The organism is Thiomicrorhabdus sp. Milos-T2, assembly GCF_000702325.1.
GTDB lineage: Bacteria > Pseudomonadota > Gammaproteobacteria > Thiomicrospirales > Thiomicrospiraceae > Thiomicrorhabdus.
On sequence record NZ_KL370892.1, the window covers coordinates 1 to 21,886 of the forward strand.

General features: G+C 38.6%; 18 protein-coding genes. 8 read left to right on the forward strand and 10 right to left on the reverse strand.

Features of this window, described 5'->3' with window-relative positions; translation table 11 throughout:
• Positions 1-282: 282 nt before the first annotated feature.
• On the forward strand, positions 283-816 hold the full coding sequence (locus BS34_RS0109975) for a transposase (RefSeq protein WP_051640836.1): 534 nt from the start codon (positions 283-285) through the stop codon (positions 814-816).
• 403 nt (positions 817-1,219) lie between these two features.
• Positions 1,220-2,953, forward strand: coding sequence for an SWIM zinc finger family protein (locus BS34_RS0109980; protein WP_029408372.1), 1,734 nt, complete (start codon positions 1,220-1,222; stop codon positions 2,951-2,953).
• A gap of 244 nt (positions 2,954-3,197) precedes the next feature.
• Here the strand turns inward: BS34_RS0109980 and BS34_RS0109985 are convergent, their stop codons facing one another.
• From BS34_RS0109985 to uvrD, 4 genes are all read right to left on the reverse strand, one after another.
• A complete protein-coding gene (locus tag BS34_RS0109985; protein ID WP_051640837.1) occupies positions 3,198-3,650 on the reverse strand; it encodes a rhodanese-like domain-containing protein in 453 nt (150 codons plus the stop codon).
• Positions 3,651-3,748: 98 nt separating this feature from the next.
• On the reverse strand, positions 3,749-4,540 hold the full coding sequence (gene fetB / locus BS34_RS0109990) for an ABC transporter permease (RefSeq protein WP_029408374.1): 792 nt from the start codon (positions 4,538-4,540) through the stop codon (positions 3,749-3,751).
• A 32-nt stretch (positions 4,541-4,572) separates the two neighbouring features.
• Positions 4,573-5,214 (reverse strand): ABC transporter ATP-binding protein, encoded by a 642-nt coding sequence (locus BS34_RS0109995; protein ID WP_233993204.1) that lies wholly within the window; start codon positions 5,212-5,214, stop codon positions 4,573-4,575.
• Positions 5,215-5,217: 3 nt separating this feature from the next.
• The gene (uvrD, locus tag BS34_RS0110000; RefSeq protein ID WP_029408376.1) at positions 5,218-7,497 is read right to left on the reverse strand and encodes a DNA helicase II; all 2,280 of its coding nucleotides are present in this window, start codon (positions 7,495-7,497) and stop codon (positions 5,218-5,220) included.
• Positions 7,498-8,004: 507 nt separating this feature from the next.
• On the opposite strand from uvrD, the gene trxA reads away from it, so the two are divergent.
• The 5 genes from trxA (at position 8,005) to hemE (ending at position 12,372) form a co-directional block, all read left to right on the forward strand.
• Entirely contained in the window at positions 8,005-8,319 is a 315-nt protein-coding gene (gene trxA, locus BS34_RS0110005; RefSeq protein WP_029408377.1) for a thioredoxin TrxA, read from the forward strand.
• A gap of 149 nt (positions 8,320-8,468) precedes the next feature.
• Positions 8,469-9,725 carry a transcription termination factor Rho gene (gene rho, locus BS34_RS0110010; protein WP_029408378.1) on the forward strand — a complete coding sequence of 419 codons (1,257 nt, stop codon included), beginning with the start codon at positions 8,469-8,471 and terminating at the stop codon, positions 9,723-9,725.
• Between the two features lie 144 nt (positions 9,726-9,869).
• Entirely contained in the window at positions 9,870-10,118 is a 249-nt protein-coding gene (locus BS34_RS0110015) for a type B 50S ribosomal protein L31 (protein ID WP_029408379.1), read from the forward strand.
• Between the two features lie 245 nt (positions 10,119-10,363).
• Positions 10,364-11,197 carry a thermonuclease family protein gene (locus BS34_RS0110025; protein ID WP_029408380.1) on the forward strand — a complete coding sequence of 278 codons (834 nt, stop codon included), beginning with the start codon at positions 10,364-10,366 and terminating at the stop codon, positions 11,195-11,197.
• 110 nt (positions 11,198-11,307) lie between these two features.
• Positions 11,308-12,372: a uroporphyrinogen decarboxylase gene (gene hemE / locus BS34_RS0110030; RefSeq protein ID WP_029408381.1), complete on the forward strand. Its 1,065-nt coding sequence runs from the start codon at positions 11,308-11,310 to the stop codon at positions 12,370-12,372.
• A gap of 91 nt (positions 12,373-12,463) precedes the next feature.
• Here the strand turns inward: hemE and BS34_RS0110035 are convergent, their stop codons facing one another.
• The 3 genes from BS34_RS0110035 to mutY all read right to left on the reverse strand — a co-directional run bounded on the left by BS34_RS0110035 (position 12,464) and on the right by mutY (position 15,260).
• Positions 12,464-13,687 (reverse strand): EAL and HDOD domain-containing protein, encoded by a 1,224-nt coding sequence (locus BS34_RS0110035; RefSeq protein WP_029408382.1) that lies wholly within the window; start codon positions 13,685-13,687, stop codon positions 12,464-12,466.
• A 96-nt stretch (positions 13,688-13,783) separates the two neighbouring features.
• Complete coding sequence (locus BS34_RS0110040) at positions 13,784-14,053, reverse strand: oxidative damage protection protein (RefSeq protein WP_029408383.1); 270 nt, start codon at positions 14,051-14,053, stop codon at positions 13,784-13,786.
• 70 nt (positions 14,054-14,123) lie between these two features.
• The gene (mutY, locus tag BS34_RS0110045) at positions 14,124-15,260 is read right to left on the reverse strand and encodes an A/G-specific adenine glycosylase (RefSeq protein WP_029408384.1); all 1,137 of its coding nucleotides are present in this window, start codon (positions 15,258-15,260) and stop codon (positions 14,124-14,126) included.
• 177 nt (positions 15,261-15,437) lie between these two features.
• On the opposite strand from mutY, the gene trmB reads away from it, so the two are divergent.
• The gene (trmB, locus tag BS34_RS0110050; protein WP_029408385.1) at positions 15,438-16,160 is read left to right on the forward strand and encodes a tRNA (guanosine(46)-N7)-methyltransferase TrmB; all 723 of its coding nucleotides are present in this window, start codon (positions 15,438-15,440) and stop codon (positions 16,158-16,160) included.
• Between the two features lie 78 nt (positions 16,161-16,238).
• Here the strand turns inward: trmB and BS34_RS0110055 are convergent, their stop codons facing one another.
• The 3 genes from BS34_RS0110055 to hemW all read right to left on the reverse strand — a co-directional run bounded on the left by BS34_RS0110055 (position 16,239) and on the right by hemW (position 21,567).
• The gene (locus BS34_RS0110055; RefSeq protein WP_029408386.1) at positions 16,239-18,521 is read right to left on the reverse strand and encodes an AsmA family protein; all 2,283 of its coding nucleotides are present in this window, start codon (positions 18,519-18,521) and stop codon (positions 16,239-16,241) included.
• Between the two features lie 232 nt (positions 18,522-18,753).
• Complete coding sequence (locus BS34_RS0110060) at positions 18,754-20,256, reverse strand: putative bifunctional diguanylate cyclase/phosphodiesterase (RefSeq protein ID WP_029408387.1); 1,503 nt, start codon at positions 20,254-20,256, stop codon at positions 18,754-18,756.
• Between the two features lie 153 nt (positions 20,257-20,409).
• Positions 20,410-21,567 (reverse strand): radical SAM family heme chaperone HemW, encoded by a 1,158-nt coding sequence (gene hemW / locus BS34_RS0110065; RefSeq protein ID WP_051640839.1) that lies wholly within the window; start codon positions 21,565-21,567, stop codon positions 20,410-20,412.
• Between the last annotated feature and the right edge of the window lie 319 nt (positions 21,568-21,886).

Genomic DNA, 21,886 nt, shown 5'->3' on the forward strand with positions numbered 1-21,886 from the left:
AAAATATTTGACAACAAAGGGGCGAAGGCTTTAGCCTTCTTTAAAAACATCAGCCCAACCAGCAGGCTAAAGCCTGCGCCCCAAGATAGTATATATTCTCTTTCTACCAGGCCTGGTTAATCCCAACCAACGCAAGCTAAACATCAAAATATCAGACAACAAAGGGGCGAAGGCTTTAGCCTTCTTTACACAAACAACCGCACAACCAGCAGGCTAAAGCTTGCGCCCCAAGATTTATGTTTTAATATTTGTTAACCATTTCGGCTATAAGAAGAGATCATTATGCGAAAAACCTTAGTGCATTTTAGTGAATTAGACACTTTTCAATTTGTGACTTTTCGCACTCAAGCGAGCATTGAAGATTATCAACAACGTTTAAATCTACCCTCCAATTTGAACACATCCCACAAGCAAACTTTAATTGATGAGTATTGCGATAAATCCTTTCTCGGTCGTGACTTAAATGATGTGATATTGGATGAATTGATGCTCATCATCCAAGCTTTAGAACCCGATTTTTACCATTTAATTGCGGTTAGCATTATGCCAAACCATGTGCATCTGCTTTTTCAACAAAAGCAAACAACAGCAAAAATTATGCAGAAGTTAAAGGGTAGCAGCGCTTTAATGATTAACAGAGCGTTAGAGAGGCAAGGCCACTTTTGGGAAAAGAGTTATTTTGACAAAGCTATTCGTAATCAAAAACATTTTGAATTGACGTATGAATACATTAAAAACAATGCCATTAAAGCCGGATTGAAGGATGCAGAGCAAAGATTTTGGGGGCTTTATGAAACTGAAGACAAACCAAAATAAAAAATATTGTGGGGCGAAGGCTTTAGCCTTCTTTACACAAACAACCGCACAACCAGCAGGCTAAAGCTTGCGCCCCAATATAGTGTATATTTGCTTTCTACCAGGCCTGGTTAATCCCAACCAACAAAAGCTAAACATCAAAATATCAGACAACAACGGGGCGAAGGCTTTAGCCTTCTTTACACAAACATCCACACAACCAGCAGGCTTTAGCCTTCTTTACACAAACAACCGCACAACCTGCAGGCTAAAGCCTGCGCCCCATTTTTTTCACAAATTCCAAACCAAGCTGGCCTTTATACCCTTTTGCGGGGTGTGTTGAGTTTATATTTGATTACTACCTTAGAAATAAGCTCTGAAGTTGAATATAATCGGGGTAAATTTTACAAAAAAGTCTACCCAAATGAAGTTAATTACTGAAGAACTCCTCATCAACCTTGCTGGGCAAGCCGCTTTTGAGCGTGGAAAAAAACTCTTTGAACAAGGCAAAGTTCGCTCTATTGAACCTTTTAAAAACCATATTCTAGCAACAGTGCAAGGCACGCAACTTTATGCGATAAATATCTCCCATACCGCAAGTATATTTGAAGGTTCTTGCAACTGCCCAGCTTCGGATAACATCGATTTTTGTAAACATTGCGTTGCTGTTGGGCTACATATTATGGCCGGAAGTAATCCAGAAACGACAAGCAAAGCAGATAAACAAACAAAAGTTACGGCCAAAGAGAAGCAATTACAAACCATCTCCCAGTACTTTAACAGTCTAACCAAACCAGATTTAGAGAAGGCTCTGCTGGAATATATTGAACACCAGCCCGATCTTAGAGTTATGTGGCTCGCTAAAGCGGAAACCGCGTTAGGTCTAATCGACTTTAAAACGTTACGTAAGAAAATGACCGCAGCGATCCCTTATAACCGAGACCTTTACTATTACGATCAAGTCAGAAATTACTTTGAAAAGGTTGACCAACTCGTCCAACAGATTAAAGATAACCAGTTAAGCCTTACAGAAGAAGAGCTTTTTAAATTGGGAGAATACGGACTGCAGCGTTTGGAAAGAGCATTAGAGTCCATTGATGACTCAGGCGGCTTTCGTTTTCCAAGTCTGGGATATTTTGAAACCCTCGTCTTAGATGGCTTTTTAGAAATTGACTGGAAACCCAAACAAAAAACTGATTGGTTACTCAACGCTATCCTGAAAAAGAGCGATATCAAGCCTGACTATAGCAACCTATTACTCTCACTCTCTGTTTCTGAGCAAGCCGACTTAATCAGCCAAGCAGAAGCGTTATGGCACAAACTACCCAATCAAATTGGCTTTTCATATGACTATGAGCACGATATTTACAGCTTACAATCGCTACTTGTAAAACACGCTGAAACCCAAAAAAATTGGACTCAAATTGTCGACTATTATGAAAAAACAGACACCTGTTTTAATACCCAATGCCTGCAACTGAAGCGTGAGATTGACTATGCGCTTTTTTCGCAAGCAGAAACACGTTTAGAAAAACTCAAACAACAAGCCAAATCTAAATACGATCAGAGCAGTCTTTATCCGCATGAGATTGAACTGGCTAAACAGCTTAATCAACCGCAAAGACAGAGCCAAGCGCAATGGCATCTTTACCAAGTGACAGGCGATATTGAAGTGCTCGAAACTCTACTTAGTTGGGAAAATAACCCGCAACAAAAAGCCCTCTGGTTAAAACAGGCCGAGGATTTTTTTGAAGCTAAGCTTGACCCAAATAAAGGCTATGCTTGGAACGACTCGCCACCCGAATATTTAGTGGACTTGTATCTTTACCAAGATAAAAATGAGCAGGCCTATGACATTATTGCCAACTATGAAACGTCTCGACACGTCTGGAAAAAACTAGCAGACCACCCTAAAACCCCATTCAAATTAACCTGGCATATCTACCGTAGATTAATTGAAACGGAATTAGATATGACCAATAACAAAGCTTATAAAAAAGGGCTTGGATTAATCAAAGAGGTTGCCAGCAAAACTCAACACGCACTGGATGAGCAGTATCTTAAAAACCAACTAGCTGAACTGCGTACCGATTACCAACGTAAAATCAACTTTACCAAATGGTTTGATGAACTGCTGCCCAAACTATTTAAACAATAAAAACCAAAATTGTAGTGACGAAGTCTGTAGTCTACTGTAAACACTATGCTTCTCAACCAGCAGGCTAAAGCCTGCGCCCCGATGTTTTTTTCTACACAAATTCAAAAGCCAGCAGGCCTGCTAACATTGATTCAAGGTAAACAAAACATAAAAGAGTAAAACAAGAATCGGGCGAAGGCTTTAGCCTTCTTTAAACCACGGAATCTCAACCTGCAGGATAAAGCCTGCGCCCATAGTCAGGTTTTTAGCAAACATTACCTTCTTGAAATCCTGGATTCCATGGGTGATCTAGACGAATTAAGCCATTATCAACAGGCGGTACAGAAATATCGCCATTACATTTCTTCCAGGCACTAAAACCACCGGCTAAATTAACCACATTTTTGTAGCCCATTTTAACCATAGTATCTACTGCTAAGGCTCCACGCCCACCAGATAAACAAAAAACCACCCAACCTTGTTCCAAGTCAGCTAAATCCCCACTATGACCTTCATAACATTTATCACACATAGGCTCTAACATGCCACGGGGCACATGAACTGACATGGGAATAGTACCATCTAAGTATTCAGCTGCTTCTCGCACATCAAGAGGCTTATAGCCACCACATTTAAATAAGTCTTTAGCTTCAGAAGTCGTCACTTCTTTTATATTGGCTTTAGCGGCTGAAACTAGGTCTTTTAATCTTGCTGGCATGTTATTTCTCCCCAATTAATTCAAGAATACATTTGCTTTTAATTTAGCATAAATCGATTAAACGAAAGATGACATAGAAATGAAACCTACTCTAATTATTAGTGCTTTTGCAATACATCTAGGGTTAATCGTTGACGAGAATCGAATAATTTTCGGCTTGCTATATTTACTGCAATCAAGGTTCCAAAACCAGTTGAGGTAACAATTAATAGCATGATCATAATTTGATATTTTACGGCTTCCATGGGGTCTGCACCGGCTAATATTTGCCCGGTCATCATCCCTGGAAGTGAAATGATTCCTGCCGCTACAAGCATATTGATGATGGGAATCATTGCTGAGTGCAGACTTTGTTGACGTATAAAATTCATTGACTGTTTAGCGGTTTTGCCCAATGCCAACTGGGCTTCAATTTTGGCTTTTGATTGCACGGCACTGCGAGTTAAGCTGTCCATACCTAAGCCAATTGCCGTCATACTGTTGCCCAACAACATACCTAAAAGCGTAATAGCATATTGCGGTTCATACCAAGGTGTGGGTTGAATAATAACGGTTAAGGTAATCATTAAAAGTACCAAAGAGGTCATTGAAAGCGCTAAAAAGCCGAATAGCCAACCATTTAATTTTTTAAAACGGTATTGCTGGCGTTTACTAATTTCATAACCCGCTGCGGTGAGCATAATTAGCCCGACTAAAATAATCCAAATAGGATTATCAGCATAAAACACATAACTTAACCACACTCCCATAAAGAGCAATTGCACAACCATTCTGGCTGTAGCAAGCCAAAGTTGTTTTACCTTACTAAAGCCATTTAGCCATAGAAAAACCCCAAGTAAAAAAACCAATATGGAAAGGCTCGCTAAATCCCAATAACTAATTAAAATCATATGTTTAACCTATACCCTCTAACCTATGTCTTCTAACCCATGGTCTCAATTTTATAACCCTGTTTTGCAAAGGTCAGTGTGGTTGTTGCCATTCTTTGAGTTTGCTCTGAGTCATGACTAATCCACAATGCGATTGCATGGTTTTGTTGAACATACTCTTTAACCATAGTTTCAACAAGGTGTTCGCTACTAGGGTCTAGATTTGCGGTTATCTCATCGAGCAATAGCACTTTAGGTTGATATTGCAGACCACGAAGTAACGCTAAACGTTGTTTTTCGCCCGATGAAAGTGAATCAGGATTAGCATTTAACATTGAAATATCCAAGCCAATTGTTTCAAGCTGCTGCGCATTTGGTAAAGTCTCGAAATGCGTAGCAATCATATCCTCCCACCAAGCGGTTTCTGCTGAAAAATACATAACTTGCACTCGCCAGTTTTCAGGGCAAATTTGTTGTAAAGCTTGCTCATCTAATTGAACCTTTCCGGTATGTTCAATTAAGTCTGCCAAAGCTTTAAAAAACTGTGATTTACCACTTCCAGAAGGCCCTGAAACCATACAGATATCTTGAGAATTTAATTGCAAATCAATGGCGACAGACATTCCCTTCGCTTGCAGCTTTTCAATCTTAAAAAAGCCTTTTTTATCAGCCGATTTAGTCTCTGTCTGTGGCATTATTTAGCCCTTTTTCTCTAAATTGGCATAAGCTGTCACTAACCATTTAGATCCGGCATGCGAAAAGTTAATTTGAATGCGTGCATGGTCGCCACTACCTTCTGTAGCCACAACAGTACCATCACCAAACTTTTGGTGAAACACTCTTTCGCCAACACTAAACCCCGTTTCATTGACCTTACTGCTTAACCCAAACTCAGGCTGTTGTGAATAACCACCAAAGGCAGGAGTAACAGAACCAGACAATCGCACGGCCTCTATACAGTCTTGTGGAATCTCTTTAATAAAACGTGATGGCGTAGGAAACAGTTCTTTACCGTGAATTCTTCGGCGGTTGGCATAGGTAATCATTAATTGTTTTTCAGCACGAGTTACGCCTACGTAAGCTAAACGTCGCTCCTCTTCTAAACGAGAGGCATCTTCATGCGATTGCTGGGATGGAAACAGCCCTTCTTCTACACCAATCATAAACACTAACGGAAACTCTAGCCCTTTGGCAGCATGTAAAGTCATTAACTGAACAGAAGACTCCCATTCATCTGCCTGGCGTTCCCCGGCTTCTAAAGCGGCTTGTGCTAAAAATTCTGCTAAAGGATTATCAAATACAGGGGTCAATAATATGGTGTTGCCATCTTCATCAACCCCTTCCATCTCATTTTGAGAGGAAAATGCTTGTGCTTCTGATTCTGATTCAACGCCATCTGCATTTTGCTGAGCATTAGCTTGTTTAAACTGACTGGCGGCGTTTATCAGTTCATCAATATTCTCTAAACGACCTTGTCCTTGTTCAGAACGATCTTTTTCAAAATGCGCTTGCAAGCCAGACTGAGAGACTACTTTCAGCATTTGATCTTCAAGATTAAGAGACTGTGTGAGTTCATCCAAGTTGTCTATTAACTCTAAAAACCCTGAAATTGACGTTTTAGCTCTTGGAGTTAACCCATTTTCAAGCAATTGTTGTGCGGCATCCCACAAAGAGATTTGATTATGTTTGGCGACTTCACGAATGGTATCAGCCGTTTTTTGACCAATGCCTCTTGGAGGGTGATTGTAAACACGTTCAAAAGCTGCATCGTCAGCACGATTTACTAATAAGCGTAAATAACTTAAAACATCTTTAATCTCTGCACGGTCATAAAAACGTAAACCGCCATAAACACGATACGGAATTTGTGCCTGCATTAGAGCTTGCTCTAAAATTCGGGATTGCGCGTTAGAGCGATATAAAATAGCGGCTTCATTTCGCGCGCCACCCTCTTCACACCATTGCTCAATTTGATTACAAACATAACGGGCTTCGTCCACTTCATTAAACGCCTCATAAACCTTAATCGGTTCGCCCGTTTCACCCGCACTCCACAGCTCCTTACCCATACGTGACGTATTATTAGCAATTAACCCATTTGCCGCCTTTAAAATAGTTTCGGTAGAACGATAGTTCTGTTCTAAACGCACCATTTTGACATTGGCAAAATCTTCATCAAACTGGCGTATATTTTCAACCTTGGCCCCACGCCAACCATAAATAGACTGGTCATCATCCCCGACCACAAACAGCTTACCTGCACCACCAGCTAAAACACGTAACCAAGCATACTGCAAAGTATTCGTATCTTGAAACTCATCCACCAAAATGTGTTTAAAACGTGCTTGATAATGCGCCAAAACCAAAGGCTGTTTTAACCACAACTCATGAGCTCTTAACAGTAGTTCAGCAAAATCTACCAGGCCTGATCGTTGGCACTGCTCTTCATAAGCTTTATAAACTTGAACCATTTTGGCAACAAAAGGGTTATGCCCAATATCAATATGATGAGGACGACGCCCCTCTTCTTTCTCACCATTAATAAAGGCTTGGATTTGTTTATGCGGCCACTGAGCTTCATCTAATTCCATGGCTTTTAATAAACGCTTAATCACGCGTTTTTGATCATCAGAATCTAAAATTTGAAAATCTTTTGGCAGCCCGGCTTCTTGATGATGTTGGCGTAAAATTCGGTAAGCAATACCATGAAAAGTTCCCATGGTTAAACCATTGGCTTGTTGCCCAATAAGCTTTTCGATTCGACCACGCATCTCATTAGAAGCTTTATTGGTAAAAGTTACCGCCAACACATTATAAGGCGAATGCCCCATTACCTGTGTTAGCCAAGCAATGCGATGCACTAAGACACGAGTTTTACCACTACCAGCACCCGCTAAAATTAACGCATGTGTTTCATCTGCAGTAACCGCTTCTCTCTGAGCATCATTTAAATCATTTAATATAAAAGAAATATCCATTCATGTTTTCCAAGCCTAAAACAGGGACTCTTGTGTTCTTTAGCTAACTGTGTAGGCATTAAGTTCAATGAGAGTTTTGCAAAAGTCTCTCAATATTAGTTGGCTCATATCGTACGATAAATTGGGGTAAATTTGGTGAATTCCGCCATCTATTTACACTCCATTTAATTAAAAGCGTATATAATCACTTGCCTAAGCGAATAAGCTATTCAACAACTTAATTTACTTATATTCATTACGTATACTCAAATCAAAGAACTGAAAAGAACTGAGTTTTTAAAGCGATTTATTAAATATAACTTGATATTTAAAAATTGTTAGGGTAATGTTAGCCAAATACCGAAAAAATGATTACATAATCCGTTCGAAAAACGTATTTTTCGACATCACATCATAAACAGATATAACTCCATACAGTTCCTATAAAATTCTTAGACGTTATCTTTATAATGAATTCGTTCATTCGTATTAGAATTGACTGTATGTTTATTAGAATTAGGAGAAAACATGATTTCAACCAGCGATTCAAACTTTGATGCAGAAGTTTTACAATCAGACATTCCAGTATTAGTTGATTTTTGGGCTGAATGGTGTGGACCTTGTAAAATGATTGCACCGATCTTAGAAGATATCACTTCAGAATATGAAGGCCGTGTAAAAGTAGCTAAGTTAAACATTGATGAAAACCCTGGTACGCCTCCAAAATACGGTGTACGTGGTATCCCTACATTAATGTTATTCAAAAATGGTGAAGTCGATGCAACTCAAGTAGGTGCATTATCTAAATCACAATTAACGGCTTTCTTAGACGGAAACCTTTAAATGATTAAACTCCCAAATTTATAAATTTGGGAGTGACCTTATCTCTCAGCACTATCCACCTGAACCTCGTAACAATCAATCAATTTATTAAATTAATTTACATTAATTTCAATTTCTCAAAACAACCATCAAATAAAAAACTATAAATTATGCATTTACTCGATTTAAAAAAACAATCTGCCGCTAAACTTCTAGACCTTGCTTCAAGCATGGGTTTAGACAATCTTGCGCGATTACGTAAACAAGACATTATCTTTGCCATACTAAAAGCGCACTCCAAAAAGGGTGAAGATATTTATGGTGAAGGTGTTTTAGAAATATTGCCTGATGGTTTTGGTTTCTTGCGTTCAGGAGACGGCTCTTACTTAGCTGGCCCAGATGACCTTTATGTCTCACCTAGCCAAATCCGACGTTTCGGACTGCGTAAAGGGGATACTATTCAAGGTAAAATTCGCCCTCCAAAAGACGGTGAACGTTATTTTGCACTACTCAAAGTTGAAAAAATTAACTTTGAAGACCCTGAAATTGCGCGTAAGAAAATTGCGTTTGAAAACTTAACCCCTCTTCACGCCCAAGACCGCCTAAAAATGGAAATTGGTAACGGCAGTACAGAAGACGTTACCCCACGTATTATTGACATTGCCTCTCCATTTGGTAAAGGTCAACGTGGTTTGATTGTGGCTCCGCCAAAGTCTGGTAAAACGGTTATTCTTCAGCAAATGGCACAATCTATTGCGGAAAACTATCCTGATGCTCATCTAATTGTATTATTGATTGATGAACGTCCAGAAGAAGTGACTGAAATGCAACGTACCGTTAAAGGTGAAGTTATTTCATCCACCTTTGATGAGCCTGCTGCCCGTCACGTTCAAGTTGCCGAAATGGTAATTGAAAAAGCTAAACGTTTAACCGAGCATAAAACCGACGTCATTATTCTTTTAGACTCCATTACCCGTCTAGCTCGTGCTTACAACACAGTAACACCTGCTTCAGGTAAAATTCTATCAGGTGGTGTTGATGCCAACGCATTACACCGTCCAAAACGTTTCTTTGGTGCGGCACGTAACATTGAAGAAGGTGGTTCATTAACCATTATTGCCACCGCATTGGTCGACACAGGTTCTAAAATGGATGAAGTTATCTTTGAGGAATTCAAAGGTACCGGTAACATGGAACTTCATTTATCACGTAACATTGCTGAAAAACGCACCTTCCCTGCTATTAACCTAGTTAAATCGGGTACTCGTAAAGAAGAGCTACTGACTACGCCAGATGAGTTACAAAATATATGGATTCTTCGTCGTTTCTTACAATCTATGAATGAAATTGAAGCGATTGAAACCCTAATTGATCAAATGAAAGTGTCAAAAACTAACGCCGCTTTATTTGACGCAATGAAAGGCTAAAATCTCACCACAAATCAACGCATTATTTCGTCAACAATTAAATCACAAAAGAGTCGCAAGTTTTAAATAATAAACTTGCAATTCTAATTTTTATGAATATAATGCTCTTTTTTATCGAATTTTAAATATTATTGGACCGTCATCATGAAAGCAGACATTCATCCAGAGTACAAAGAAGTAGTTTTCCAGGATATCTCAACTGGCGAAACTTTCATTACTCGCTCAACAATTGAAAAGACTTCTGGCGACACTATTACTCTAGACGGTAAAGACTACCCCCTAGTACGTGTTGAAGTTTCTAGCGCATCTCACCCTTTCTACACAGGTAAACAAACACTTGTGGATACAGAAGGTCGTGTTGAGAAGTTCAAGCAGAAGTACGCTCGCCGTTAATCAAATCTTTTTGGTTAATCAAAAAAAGCGCTATTGGCCAAAAGCCTCTAGCGCTTTTTTTATATCTAAATATTTTACCCTCTCACTTTTATCATTTTCTTTTATGTTTTCTTTTATGTTTTCTTTTTTGTGAACCCCTTACAAAACCCCTTTTAAATGACCAGGCCTGGTAAAACTCAGAAATGTTATTTTTTTGGCTTATCAATTGCTTGGTATTTACTCTTAAAATCATTACAATCAATATCATGAAATTACTTACCTTACCCATTTTTAGCCTTGCCATTCTAATGAGCACTTTATTCTCTATAAATGCTTCTGCAGAGGACGAACAAAACTGCAAAATTGATACTAGCAAATTACTCTGGACTAAAGCCGAATATGCTCTCACAGGCGATACATTGGTTATTAACAAACAACGAGTAAGACTCATTGGTATTCATGCACCCAAAATAGCCAAAGAACAAAAATTTAATGCCTCTGGAGAACCGCTTGCAAAAGAGTCGCAAACCTTTCTAAATAAACTGCTTGCTAATAACGATCTAGAAGTGGGTGTTGAATTTGATACCACACGCCTAGACAACCGAAATAGACAGCTCGTACACCTATTTTTAAAGGATGGCACTAGTGTTCAACAAAAAATGCTAGAAAGTGGTTTTGCAGTAAACCGCACCATGTATAACAACCTAAAACATGCCAAATGTTATTATCAGGCTGAAGAAAAAGCTCGTAAAGGTGGCTATCAATTGTGGGATTATTTAGCTAAACATCCTGAAGACCACTTTCCAGTAGTTGAGAGCTCTAAACTCACGACTCAAGATACAGGCTTTAGAATTATTAAAGGTAAAGTGGTAAAGGTAGAAAAATCGTCAACCAACTATATTATTAATATGGACACCACGGGTATTCGTGTTCCTAAAGACTATTGGGATCAGTTTGATTACAATAAAATCAAAGCTCTTAAAGGGCAAACCATCGAAGTACGCGGTTACGCATATCTTTATAAACGTGTGATGTATATGATTATTAAAACCCCTTATGCATTCGCTCCATTAAGCCCTATTGGCGACTCTTCACCATAAACTTCAGCTTCATAACTCTTTAACTATTCAGCAGGGTAAATCCTTGCTTTAATGCCTTTTTCCGCTAAAATAACTCTCTTATTTTCGCTAGTTAAAGAAAGGGCCTTATTATGGCAGAGTTACAAAACGATCGTTTTTTACGCGCACTTCTAAAAGAACCCGTTGACCGCACTCCGGTTTGGATGATGCGTCAAGCAGGTCGTTATCTGCCAGAATACCGTGCAACACGCGCCAAAGCCGGCTCTTTCATGGACCTGTGTAAAAACAAAGAATTGGCCTGTGAAGTCACTTTACAGCCCATTGAGCGTTTTCCAATCGACGCAGCCATTTTATTCTCTGACATCTTAACCATTCCTGACGCAATGGGCTTAGGGTTACGTTTTGAAACCGGTGAAGGTCCAATATTTGATAAACCTATCAAAACTCAAGCTGATGTAGACCGCCTATTTGTGCCTGATATGGGTTCAGATTTAGGTTACGTAATGGATGCGGTAAGCACTATCCGTAAAGACTTAAATGGTCGTGTTCCCTTAATTGGTTTTTCTGGTAGCCCATGGACATTAGCCACTTACATGATTGAAGGCGGTTCAAGCAAACAGTTTGGTAAAGTTAAAGGTATGCTTTTTGAACAGCCTAAAATGATGCACCAAATTTTAGACGTACTAGCTGACTCAGTTACCGCTTACCTAAACGCTCAAATTGAAGCCGGCGCACAAGCGGTTCAAATTTTTGATACCTGGGGCGGGATATTAACACCACGCGACTATAAAGCCTTCTCTTTAGACTATATGGCTAAAATTGTAGATGGCTTAATTAAAAAGAAAGACGGCCGAAAAGTGCCTTGTATTCTATACACCAAAGGTGGCGGTCAGTGGCTTGAAGCCATGGCAGATACTGGTGCTGATTGTTTAGGTATTGACTGGACAATGGACATGTCAGACGCCCGCGCCCAAGTAGGTGACCGAGTCGCTTTACAAGGTAATATGGATCCAACCGTTCTATATGCGTCACCTGAACGAGTTCGTCAAGAAGTAAAAAGTGTTTTAGATAGCTACGGTAAAGGTGAAGGTCATATCTTTAACCTAGGCCATGGTATTCACCCTGGAATTGATCCTGAAAACGTGGATGCCTTTATCAATGCGGTTGTAGATTACAGCCCTGAGTATCACAAGTAGTCGTTTCAAAAAAACAATTCGCATTGTTAAAGACACTAAAAAACCCGCAATGCGGGTTTTTTAGTGTCGAGTGTTTAAACCGCTAATCAAGCTAACCTAGATCAATTGTCTCAGCAAACTGCATAGCTTCTAAATATAATCCCGATAATTCAGTTGCACTTATATTTGCTGGTAATTCAAAGTCTGTTTTACCTTGCTCCATCGCTTTAACCGCGGCAAGCACAATACCCAAATCCCCCTCTTGCTTTAACAGGGCCAAATAGATCGCATCATCTAAGCCTAATTTTTCTAATAAAACCGATAACTCCGTATCCATGACCGCATCTAAACAAGAAAACAGGCCTACGGTAAAATAACTGTCTTTAGAGAAGTGTCCCAACTTACCGCCAACTAATTCACAAAATTTCGCTCGGGTTAACGCCGTGTTAAATAACTCAGTTGGCTTATCATCCACCCCCGATAAAACCAGCATACTTGCCCAGCTTTTCAGACGATTTAAGCCAAAACGTAATACCGCATCATGAATCGAAGATATTTGCACACCAGAGCCATTTGTCTCCGCGACAAATTTAAGTAATTTTTGACTTAAAGAAACATCTTTACCAATAATGTCTGACAACTGATGCATATCAATATCAGGATTATAGACATTGGCTAATAATTCCAGCATCGTCAATTTATTATTGGGTAAACGTTTACCTTGAATAATCTTCGGTTTAGCAAAAAAGTAACCTTGAAAATAATCAAACCCTAACTTAAGACAAAACTCAAACTGCTCACGGGTTTCCACTTTTTCAGCCAGTAACTTAATACCTTTGGCTTTTAAGCGTTTTGAATGCTCTATTAACTGTTTGGGACCGACTTCTAGAATTTCGACCTTGATAATATCGGCAAACTCTTCAAGCGGCATTAATTTAGGATTAAAAATGTAGTCATCTAAGGCAATCGTGAAGCCCATCTCTTTTAACTTAGCTAAAGAACTAATCAACTTAGGGGTCACTTTGACATCTTCTAAGACTTCAATAACGATCGATCTGCGCGGAAAAAATGGTTGATACTCTCTTAACAACAAACCTTCGGTAAAGTTAATAAAACCTCGGTGCTCACCTAAAACTTCGGTCAGTCCCATCTCTCCAAAAACATTCATCATGACTTGAGCAGAAGCGGCATCGCCACCAATAATCATGGCGTGATTATCTTGAGTATTCCCTCTAAAAAGCAGTTCATAAGCCATCACTTCCATATTTTGATTAAAAATAGGTTGACGACCAACAAAAATATCAACAAAATCACTTTTTTCAGCAGAAGTACTCATTTAACACCTTTTCATATTTTTTCGTAACTTTTCATAACTTTTCAGTTTGCCTTGTGACCAACTAAAGTTTTGATACCTTAAAACTAAGGGGGATGATTAAATAGATTTAAACTCTTCAGGCATATCAATATCTTGATCATCAAATAGAAACTTCTGCATTTCTTCTAATAAAAAAGTACGTGCTTTGGGATCTAAACTAGATAAACGGTACTCATTAATCAAAACCGTTTGCTGGGCTAGCCACTGCTTCCATCCCTCTTTAGACACATGGTCAAAAACCTTTTGTCCTAATTCACCCGGAAATGGTAAAAAATCTAAACCTTCTAATTTTTCACCCATTTTCACGCAATCAACCATTCTACTCATTTTGCTCTCCGTAACCCGTTTGTGACTTGTGTTTTAAACACATAAACTCTTGAAAAAATTCTATTATATTTTAACTCTTCTCAAGGCTCTCTAACAGTTTTGTCACTGGAGCTGGTACACCCACTTTTCCAGTTTTTATTGCTGCTAGAGAATACCAGGCCTCAACAGAAGCCTTTTCAGAAGCCTTTTCAGAATCCAGGGCATACGCAGCCCTATTTTCATTTAGTTTTAAAGAAACATCTTGTTTAAAAAAGACAGGATGAATATCTAAATGATAGTGTGAAAACGTATGCCTTAATACTTTCCATTCTATCAAACTATTCTGCTCACTGCTTTGGGTTTGGGCTTTGAATTTTAATAAGTTTTTTTGTGCTAAAAAATCTAAGCAGGCCTGGTAACTTTCAAATTCTGGAAAACTCCATAACCCCCCCCAAATCCCTTTTTGGGGACGTTGTTCTAAGCAAATTTCTCCCTGACTATTTTGATTAATCAATAACCAGGCCTGCTTAGTGGGCTTATCTTTTTTGGGCTTTTTAAATGGATAAACACTAACTTGATTTGCTTTAAAAGCGCCACATCCAGATTTTACCGGACATTGCTCACAATTAGGTTTACTGCGTTTACAAACAGTTGCTCCTAAATCCATAATAGCTTGAGTGTAGTCATTAAAGCGTTGTTGAGGGGTCAGTTCTTCAGCCAATAGCCACATTTTATTTTCTATGATTTTCTCACCGGGCCAACCCTCAATAGCAAAATAGCGGCTTAAGACTCTTTTTACATTTCCATCTAAAATGGCAAACCGTTGTTGTAATGAAATAGCCAGAATCGCCCCCGCAGTTGAGCGACCAATCCCGGGAAGAGCCAAAATTTCTTCAAACTCGCCTGGGAAAACTCCCGCATGATTTTCCATTATTAACTGTGCAGCTTTGTGTAAGTTGCGACCACGTGCGTAATAACCGAGTCCTGCCCAATGAGATAACACTTCTTCTTGAGAAGCTCTCGCTAAATCACTTAGCGCTGGAAAACTCTGCATAAATTTTTCATAAAAAGGAATCACCGTTTTGACTTGAGTTTGCTGCAACATAATTTCTGAAACCCAAACTCTATAGGGGTTAATATTCTGCTGCCAAGGCAGGTCATGCCGACCAAACGTATCAAACCAACTTAAGAGTTGTTGAGAAAATGGATTTGTTTGCTTTTCAAGCATGAAGAATACCTATAAGAGAACTTTACGAAGAGCCTATGATGACCCTGTGACGAGCCGATAAAATCAGACTAATGTTAACTTTTTTACTTTTAGAGACTCTCGCTTAAAGGTCTCATTTAATAATTTACGCTATACTATACGCATTCAAAATTAACACAACCCACACTAGAATAGATTATGACTGATACCCACAATTCAACCCAAGAAAAAGAAAACTCCTCAACCAATATTACTCGCCGCATTAAAAGCTTTGTACTTCGCCAAGGCCGTTTATCAAAGGCGCAACAAAATGCCATTGATACACAATGGCCTAAGTTTGGTTTAACCCTCAAAGATGAGTTACTTGACCTTACTGAACTTTTTGGCCGCGATGCCCCAACCATATTAGAAATTGGTTTTGGAATGGGTAAAAGCTTAGCTGAAATGGCTGAAGCAAATCCACAACAAAACTACATTGGCATTGAGGTTCACCGTCCAGGTATCGGCGCATTACTTAAGCTGGTTGAAGAGAAAGGCTTAACCAATATTCGTGTTTATAACGATGATGCGATTGAAGTGCTTGAAAAATGCATTCCTAAAAATGCCTTGGCAGGGGTTTATCTTTTCTTTCCAGATCCTTGGCATAAAAAGCGTCACAACAAACGACGTATTGTACAGCCGCATTTTGTAGAAACCATTGCGACTCATCTAAAACCTGGTGGGCAATTTCACATGGCAACAGACTGGGAAGATTATGCGATTCATATGATGGAAGTCATGAATAACGCACCAAACTACAATAATATTAGTGGTGAGGGTCAGTACACTCCCCGCCCAGAATATCGCCCGTTAACTAAGTTTGAAGCACGCGGTCATAAATTAGGGCACGGTGTTTGGGATTTAATATTTGAACGTGTTTAATATTTGAACGGATTTAAGGTTTTAGGCATAAGGTTTAATGAACCAACCAGGCCTGGTTATCGCCACAAAATGCAGTGATTATGGCAATAAACTCTTTAATGATTTTAAACTCGGTGAATTTTGAACAAGCTTTGGGTTTAATGCCTCACTATCAATTGCCCAAACAGGCTGGCTCAATTTGCCTGATAACGTTAACGGCAAAGATACCCCTCTTAAATCAGCCTGTACGGTTTTGGCGTGAGAGATATTAAGTAAAACATCACCAATCAAGTCTTGAGTGGTTAAATCTATCTTTGCGGTACCCGTTGCATTAAAGTATTTGCTTTTAGCTAACATTCTTTTAGGGCTAAAAACGCCTTGGTTAAAATAGCCATCTAACTTTATAAATTCAAATTCGGTTGAGCGGTTTATATCTTGATTTAACGCTAAAGTACCCGATAATATTTCATTAATGTCCAGGCCTGGTAACTTCAACTGCTCCAACTCAGCATTCATTGAACCCTTTAAATGAGCTAACCATTCCTTGAAATCTTTACCAATGGTAGCTAACCTAAAATGACTATTTAACATACCCATCTTTGTGGCTAGAAATTCACTTTGGTTAACCTCGCTAGAGCTTAATACACTAGCCAAAGCCAAATCTTTAACTTGCCCTTTCCAAAACAATTCAGCATTAGGCTTGCTGATATCTGCCATTAATTTAGATTCAACACGCCCTTGCTTAAACTTGATATCAAGAGGTGCAACTTGCCACTTTCCCAAATTGGCATTCAATGCCAAGTTCACCTCCTTCATAAAAACCTGGTCAACCGTTAAATCTTCAAACGTTAAACTCCCAGAGGCATTCAAATTTTGCAGAAAAGACAATGGAATTGGATAATATTGTTGGGTTAAGACATCATCGGTTAAAACATCATCGCTTAAAACCTCAGCGTCAGACATATTACCCGTCATGCTACCAGGCCTGTTAGATTCATTAATTGGCAACCTAGCTTGTGCTAAATAATCATTGGTATTGAGTTGTTTAATCTTTAAATCTAACTCAGCTTCTTGGTTGTTTACAGGCCAAAAAATGCGGCCTAAAACCTCAGTTTTATCCAACTTAGCGTCTAACTTTTCTATATTTAAAACCTGCCCATTCCAACGCCAATTAAACTTACCTGACGCCTCAGTTAATGCACTTTTTTTAACCATTTTAGGTGCTGGCAGGCCTAAATGATTTATCCATTTTTTAAGATTAATTTTATCCGCTTCAAACACGCCTTCATAAACCGGATTAGCACCAAAACCACCTTCAAAACTCATTAATACTAGGGCATCTAAGCCTTCTAGTTTTGCCTGGTTTACAAAGATTTTTTGATGAGCAAAATCTACCATAAAATTTTCACCTGAAGTCGTTAAACGAATATCAGGCTTATTCAACTTTTTAGGTAAACTCAATCTAAAGACCCCATGCCAATTAGCCAAATGAAGCTGAGTGTAATGATGGCTTAGCAATAAGTTACTGTTTAATTGAAAATCAAACGTTCGTGGCGATTGACTGTGCTTATAAACAAAATCACTCGTCATTTTAAATGGCTTATTGGGAACAACATCAAACGCCAATAAATTCGCTTGGGAGAGTGTGACCGTAAAGTCTTGCTCAACATTGCTGTAGTTAATCTCAGCATTTTTAACAACCAAACTCTCTAACTTCCAATTCTCAGCAACCTGACCTAATGAAACCGGCCTTTCAATTTCAGTGTTATTTGATTCATGTTCTGCCGTGCTTTTTAGCGACTCTTGCTCTGGATCGGAAACTGAAGTTAATACGGGGTTGTTCTCACTATTTAAAACCACCTTAGTTAACCCAGAATTATCATCTTTTAAAAGTCCCATTTGTGCCAATACCTTTTGAGGCTTTAGCCCTTGTCGATCCATTTTTTTAATCAATGGCTCCGCAAATCCTAAAAGTGGAATATTGCTCCAGTTGTTTTGATTAGACTGTTTAATAAAATTAAATTTGGGTTCAATTAATTCTAAACTAGTGACTTTAAGCGTTTTGCTCAAAAATAGACTTTTTAAAGAAAGTTCAATTTCTGCCTCTTTCATGGTCATCAGGTTTGCTTCTTTAAAAGCAGATGGATTTTTTAATGTCATCTTTCCCAAGTGAAATTTAAAAGGTAAAACAGAAACTTCGACTTCGCCTTCAATTTTAAAGTCTCGATTCGTTAACGCTTTAACTTCTTGCTCTATTTGCGGCTTGTACTGATTAAAATCAATTAAGCTTACCGCTCCTGCAAAGGCTAAGAATATTAGAATAGGAATAATCGCCAGCACTAAAGCGGCACGTTTGCTCCATTTTATTGTTGTTTTGGTCACGCTAAATTTCTCTTAATTGTGTGTATATTTTGATTAAAGTTTTGACTGCACATTTGACTATAGATTAATTGAGACCTTTGCACGAGATAGGTGCGAAAGAAAAATGAGGAAAAATTCACCTGATTGCGGCGGAAAACGCAGGGAATAGCTAGCTATTCGCAAGTTTTTCAACAAAAATCAGGTGAATTTTAACCATTTTTATTCGCGCATACTCTCGTGCAAAGGTCTCTAATTAATAATCGTCAGCGAATTCATCTAAAAATCCACCCTGACTAGCACCATCATGATGACTACCATCTTTATCTTTTAAGAGCATAAACTCTATTTCTTGCGCAGATAAAGATTCACTTAAAAAATCTCCCTGCATAAAATAACATTGCTGACTTTTTAAAAACTCAAATTGTTCTGCGGTTTGCACACCATAGGCGACCACCTTTTTATTTAAAATAATCCCCATTTGAATCAATGCAATCGCCATGGCTTCCATTGAACGTTTATTTGCCACTTCACTGACAAATAAAGGGCTTAAGTGCAAACGCTCAATGGGCCAGTCATGTAAACGTAAGGGAGATAAATGGCCTGAACCAAAATTTTGCAAAGCCACTTCTACGCCTTGCTTAGAAAGTTGTTTTAGCTGTTTTTCTACCGGAAAGCGTTGACTGTTTAGACATTGATCATTTAAATTTAACACTATAATTTCAGGGCTAAGGTCATAAAATTCTAGGCGTTCTTCAAGCCAATCTACAAACTCTTTAGCGTGAAAATGACTCGGCCTAACCGGCACCACCAAAGACACCTCAACCTCACTCTCTTGCAAACCACAAATAAACTCTAAACCTTGATTAATTATCCACTCACTCAGCTGAATAGCCACTTGAGATTCATCCGCAATTGAGAAAACTTCAACTTGATCTAAAACCGACAATTCAGCGCAGTATTCCAAGTTCAAAACGGCTTCAATCGATACAATTTCACTATTTTTAGCATCAAAAATAGGCTGAAAATCTAAACGTAATGACTCTTCTCTTAAGGCTTTACGAATTGCGGTTTGCATGTCTCGGCGGTATTGAATTTTACGAATCATTTGAGGATGGTAAGAGACCACTTGATTTCGTCCAGAATGCTTTGCACGGTACATAGCTAAGTCAGCAAACTTAAGTAAATCGCTTAAATTTTCAGCATCTTGAGGATAATGGGCGATACCAATGGAAGCTCCAATTTCAACTTCAGAATGGCTTAATTGAATAGGCTGAGAAAGTACATCCACTAAGCGTTGAGTTAAGGTATCAAGTTGCTTAATAGATTCTGGATTCTGAATAAACGCAACGAACTCATCTCCCCCCATGCGTCCGACTAGGTTGATGGTATTGTAATTTGATTCATTCAACTGTAGCGCAGGGTTAGATTGAAACTTTGAATGAAGCTCTGAATTAAGTTCTGACTGAAGACACTTAGCGACTTTAATGAGGAGTTCATCACCAGCATCATGACCTAATGAATCATTGACCCACTTAAAACGGTCTAAATCAATAAACAAAACCGCTTTTGAGGCAATCTCTTTATTGGCTTGTTTACCTTTTTTAAACTGGCCATCTTTCGTTAAGGCTTTCTCACAAAACCTTAACCATGCTGCACGATTGGGTAGTTGGGTTAAGCTATCTAAACCACTCGCTATATCAGACTGAGCTTCGGTTTCTGCCATTTTTTCAGTTTTTGTTTTCTGATTTTTACTCATAACATTTAGCTCATATGTGGCTTATAATTGAAGCGTAATTTATACATTTAGCCTTATACATTTAACCTACCAGGCCTGGTAGAAATAATCTTTTGTTTTGTTTTGCTTGTTTTATTTTGCTTATTTTATGTTGTTCATTTAAGGTCTCTTAACTTAGTCATTTAAAAACGCACTCACCACATCATTTAAATACTGTTGACCCTTACTGGTTAATAACAACCTATTTTGTTCACTCACCGTGATTAAACCTTGCTGAATTAGCTCATCTAAGCGTGGTTTAATTTTAGTTAAAGAAAGTCCCGTTCTTAATGCAAATAAGTCTAAATCAAAACCTTGCTGCAAACGTAAGGCATTCAGCATAAATTCAAAAATAGCATCGTCCTCAGTCACATCATAAGTTCGACCCGCTTGATTTTGTTTCATGGCCTCCAAATAGCCACCAGGTGAAGCTGGCATTTGCGTTCTAAAAATTCGACCTTCTGGCGCCATCGTAATTTTGCCATGCGCTCCTGCACCTAAGCCAATGTAATCACCAAACTGCCAATAATTAAGATTATGCTGACACTGCTTACCTTTTTGCGCATACCCTGAAACTTCATAATGTTCATAACCAGAATTTGCAATTAACTGCTGACAAGCTTGCTGAAACTCCCAGGCCTGGTCATCATTAGGTAATACTGGGGGATTTTTGTAAAACGGTGTATTTGGCTCCAAGGTTAATTGATAGTGAGATAAATGCGGCGGTTGGTAGCTAATAACCTGTTGCACATCTGCTATGGCCTGCTCTACAGTTTGGTTAGGCAAGGCAAACATTAAATCCAAATTAAAATTAGTAAACCCAGCTGATTTAGCTACCTCAACCGCTTTGTGTGCTTCATCTGCAGAATGTATTCGTCCTAAAGCTTTAAGCTTTTCATCATCAAAGCTCTGAATCCCCATCGACAAACGGTTTATGCCCGCCTCATAAAAACCCGCAAACTTTTCAAAATCTACCGTACCCGGGTTAGCTTCAAGGGTAATTTCAATATTAGGTGAAAACCCTAGCAAAGCACGAGCTTGTGATAAAAAACGATTTAACCCCTCTTCTGAAATTAAGCTTGGCGTTCCACCACCAAAAAATATCGACTTAATCGGGCGCCCCCAAATTTGAGGCAAAACCCGTTCCAATTGTGTAATGAGTGCATTTATATAAGCCGCTTCATCAATATCCGTTTTAAGGGTGTGCGAATTAAAGTCGCAATAAGGACATTTCTGCACACACCAAGGATAATGAACATAAAGGCTTAAAGGTAAGGGTTGGGTAAAATTCACAAAAGATTCCAAAGGGGTTTATAACAATTTTTTCACTAGACAGTTTTAAAGCCAAGTACTTAAAAGGATAAGACCTTTTTAACAAACGGCAAGGTAAGAAAAAATAAATTCTACTTTTTCTAGAGTCATCTATCCGTGAAAATGTCTCACGGTATTTTACCTCTTTTTTATGGGTTAAAAAGCCAATAAAACTTGCTTCATAATTTTAAAGTTGTCTACGGAGTACACTAAATTGCATTAACGAGTTTATTGATATTACATAAGTTGATCAGCAGGCAAACCTGCTATTCTTTAAATACTAACTACATGCATGGCAAAT

Coding starts and splice junctions, on each gene's coding strand:
- BS34_RS0109975 (WP_051640836.1), top strand. CDS start 283: ATGCGAAAAACCTTAGTGCATTTTAGTGAATTAGACACTTTTCAATTT.
- BS34_RS0109980 (WP_029408372.1), top strand. CDS start 1,220: ATGAAGTTAATTACTGAAGAACTCCTCATCAACCTTGCTGGGCAAGCC.
- BS34_RS0109985 (WP_051640837.1), bottom strand. CDS start 3,650: ATGCCAGCAAGATTAAAAGACCTAGTTTCAGCCGCTAAAGCCAATATA.
- fetB (WP_029408374.1), bottom strand. CDS start 4,540: ATGATTTTAATTAGTTATTGGGATTTAGCGAGCCTTTCCATATTGGTT.
- BS34_RS0109995 (WP_233993204.1), bottom strand. CDS start 5,214: ATGCCACAGACAGAGACTAAATCGGCTGATAAAAAAGGCTTTTTTAAG.
- uvrD (WP_029408376.1), bottom strand. CDS start 7,497: ATGGATATTTCTTTTATATTAAATGATTTAAATGATGCTCAGAGAGAA.
- trxA (WP_029408377.1), top strand. CDS start 8,005: ATGATTTCAACCAGCGATTCAAACTTTGATGCAGAAGTTTTACAATCA.
- rho (WP_029408378.1), top strand. CDS start 8,469: ATGCATTTACTCGATTTAAAAAAACAATCTGCCGCTAAACTTCTAGAC.
- BS34_RS0110015 (WP_029408379.1), top strand. CDS start 9,870: ATGAAAGCAGACATTCATCCAGAGTACAAAGAAGTAGTTTTCCAGGAT.
- BS34_RS0110025 (WP_029408380.1), top strand. CDS start 10,364: ATGAAATTACTTACCTTACCCATTTTTAGCCTTGCCATTCTAATGAGC.
- hemE (WP_029408381.1), top strand. CDS start 11,308: ATGGCAGAGTTACAAAACGATCGTTTTTTACGCGCACTTCTAAAAGAA.
- BS34_RS0110035 (WP_029408382.1), bottom strand. CDS start 13,687: ATGAGTACTTCTGCTGAAAAAAGTGATTTTGTTGATATTTTTGTTGGT.
- BS34_RS0110040 (WP_029408383.1), bottom strand. CDS start 14,053: ATGAGTAGAATGGTTGATTGCGTGAAAATGGGTGAAAAATTAGAAGGT.
- mutY (WP_029408384.1), bottom strand. CDS start 15,260: ATGCTTGAAAAGCAAACAAATCCATTTTCTCAACAACTCTTAAGTTGG.
- trmB (WP_029408385.1), top strand. CDS start 15,438: ATGACTGATACCCACAATTCAACCCAAGAAAAAGAAAACTCCTCAACC.
- BS34_RS0110060 (WP_029408387.1), bottom strand. CDS start 20,256: ATGAGTAAAAATCAGAAAACAAAAACTGAAAAAATGGCAGAAACCGAA.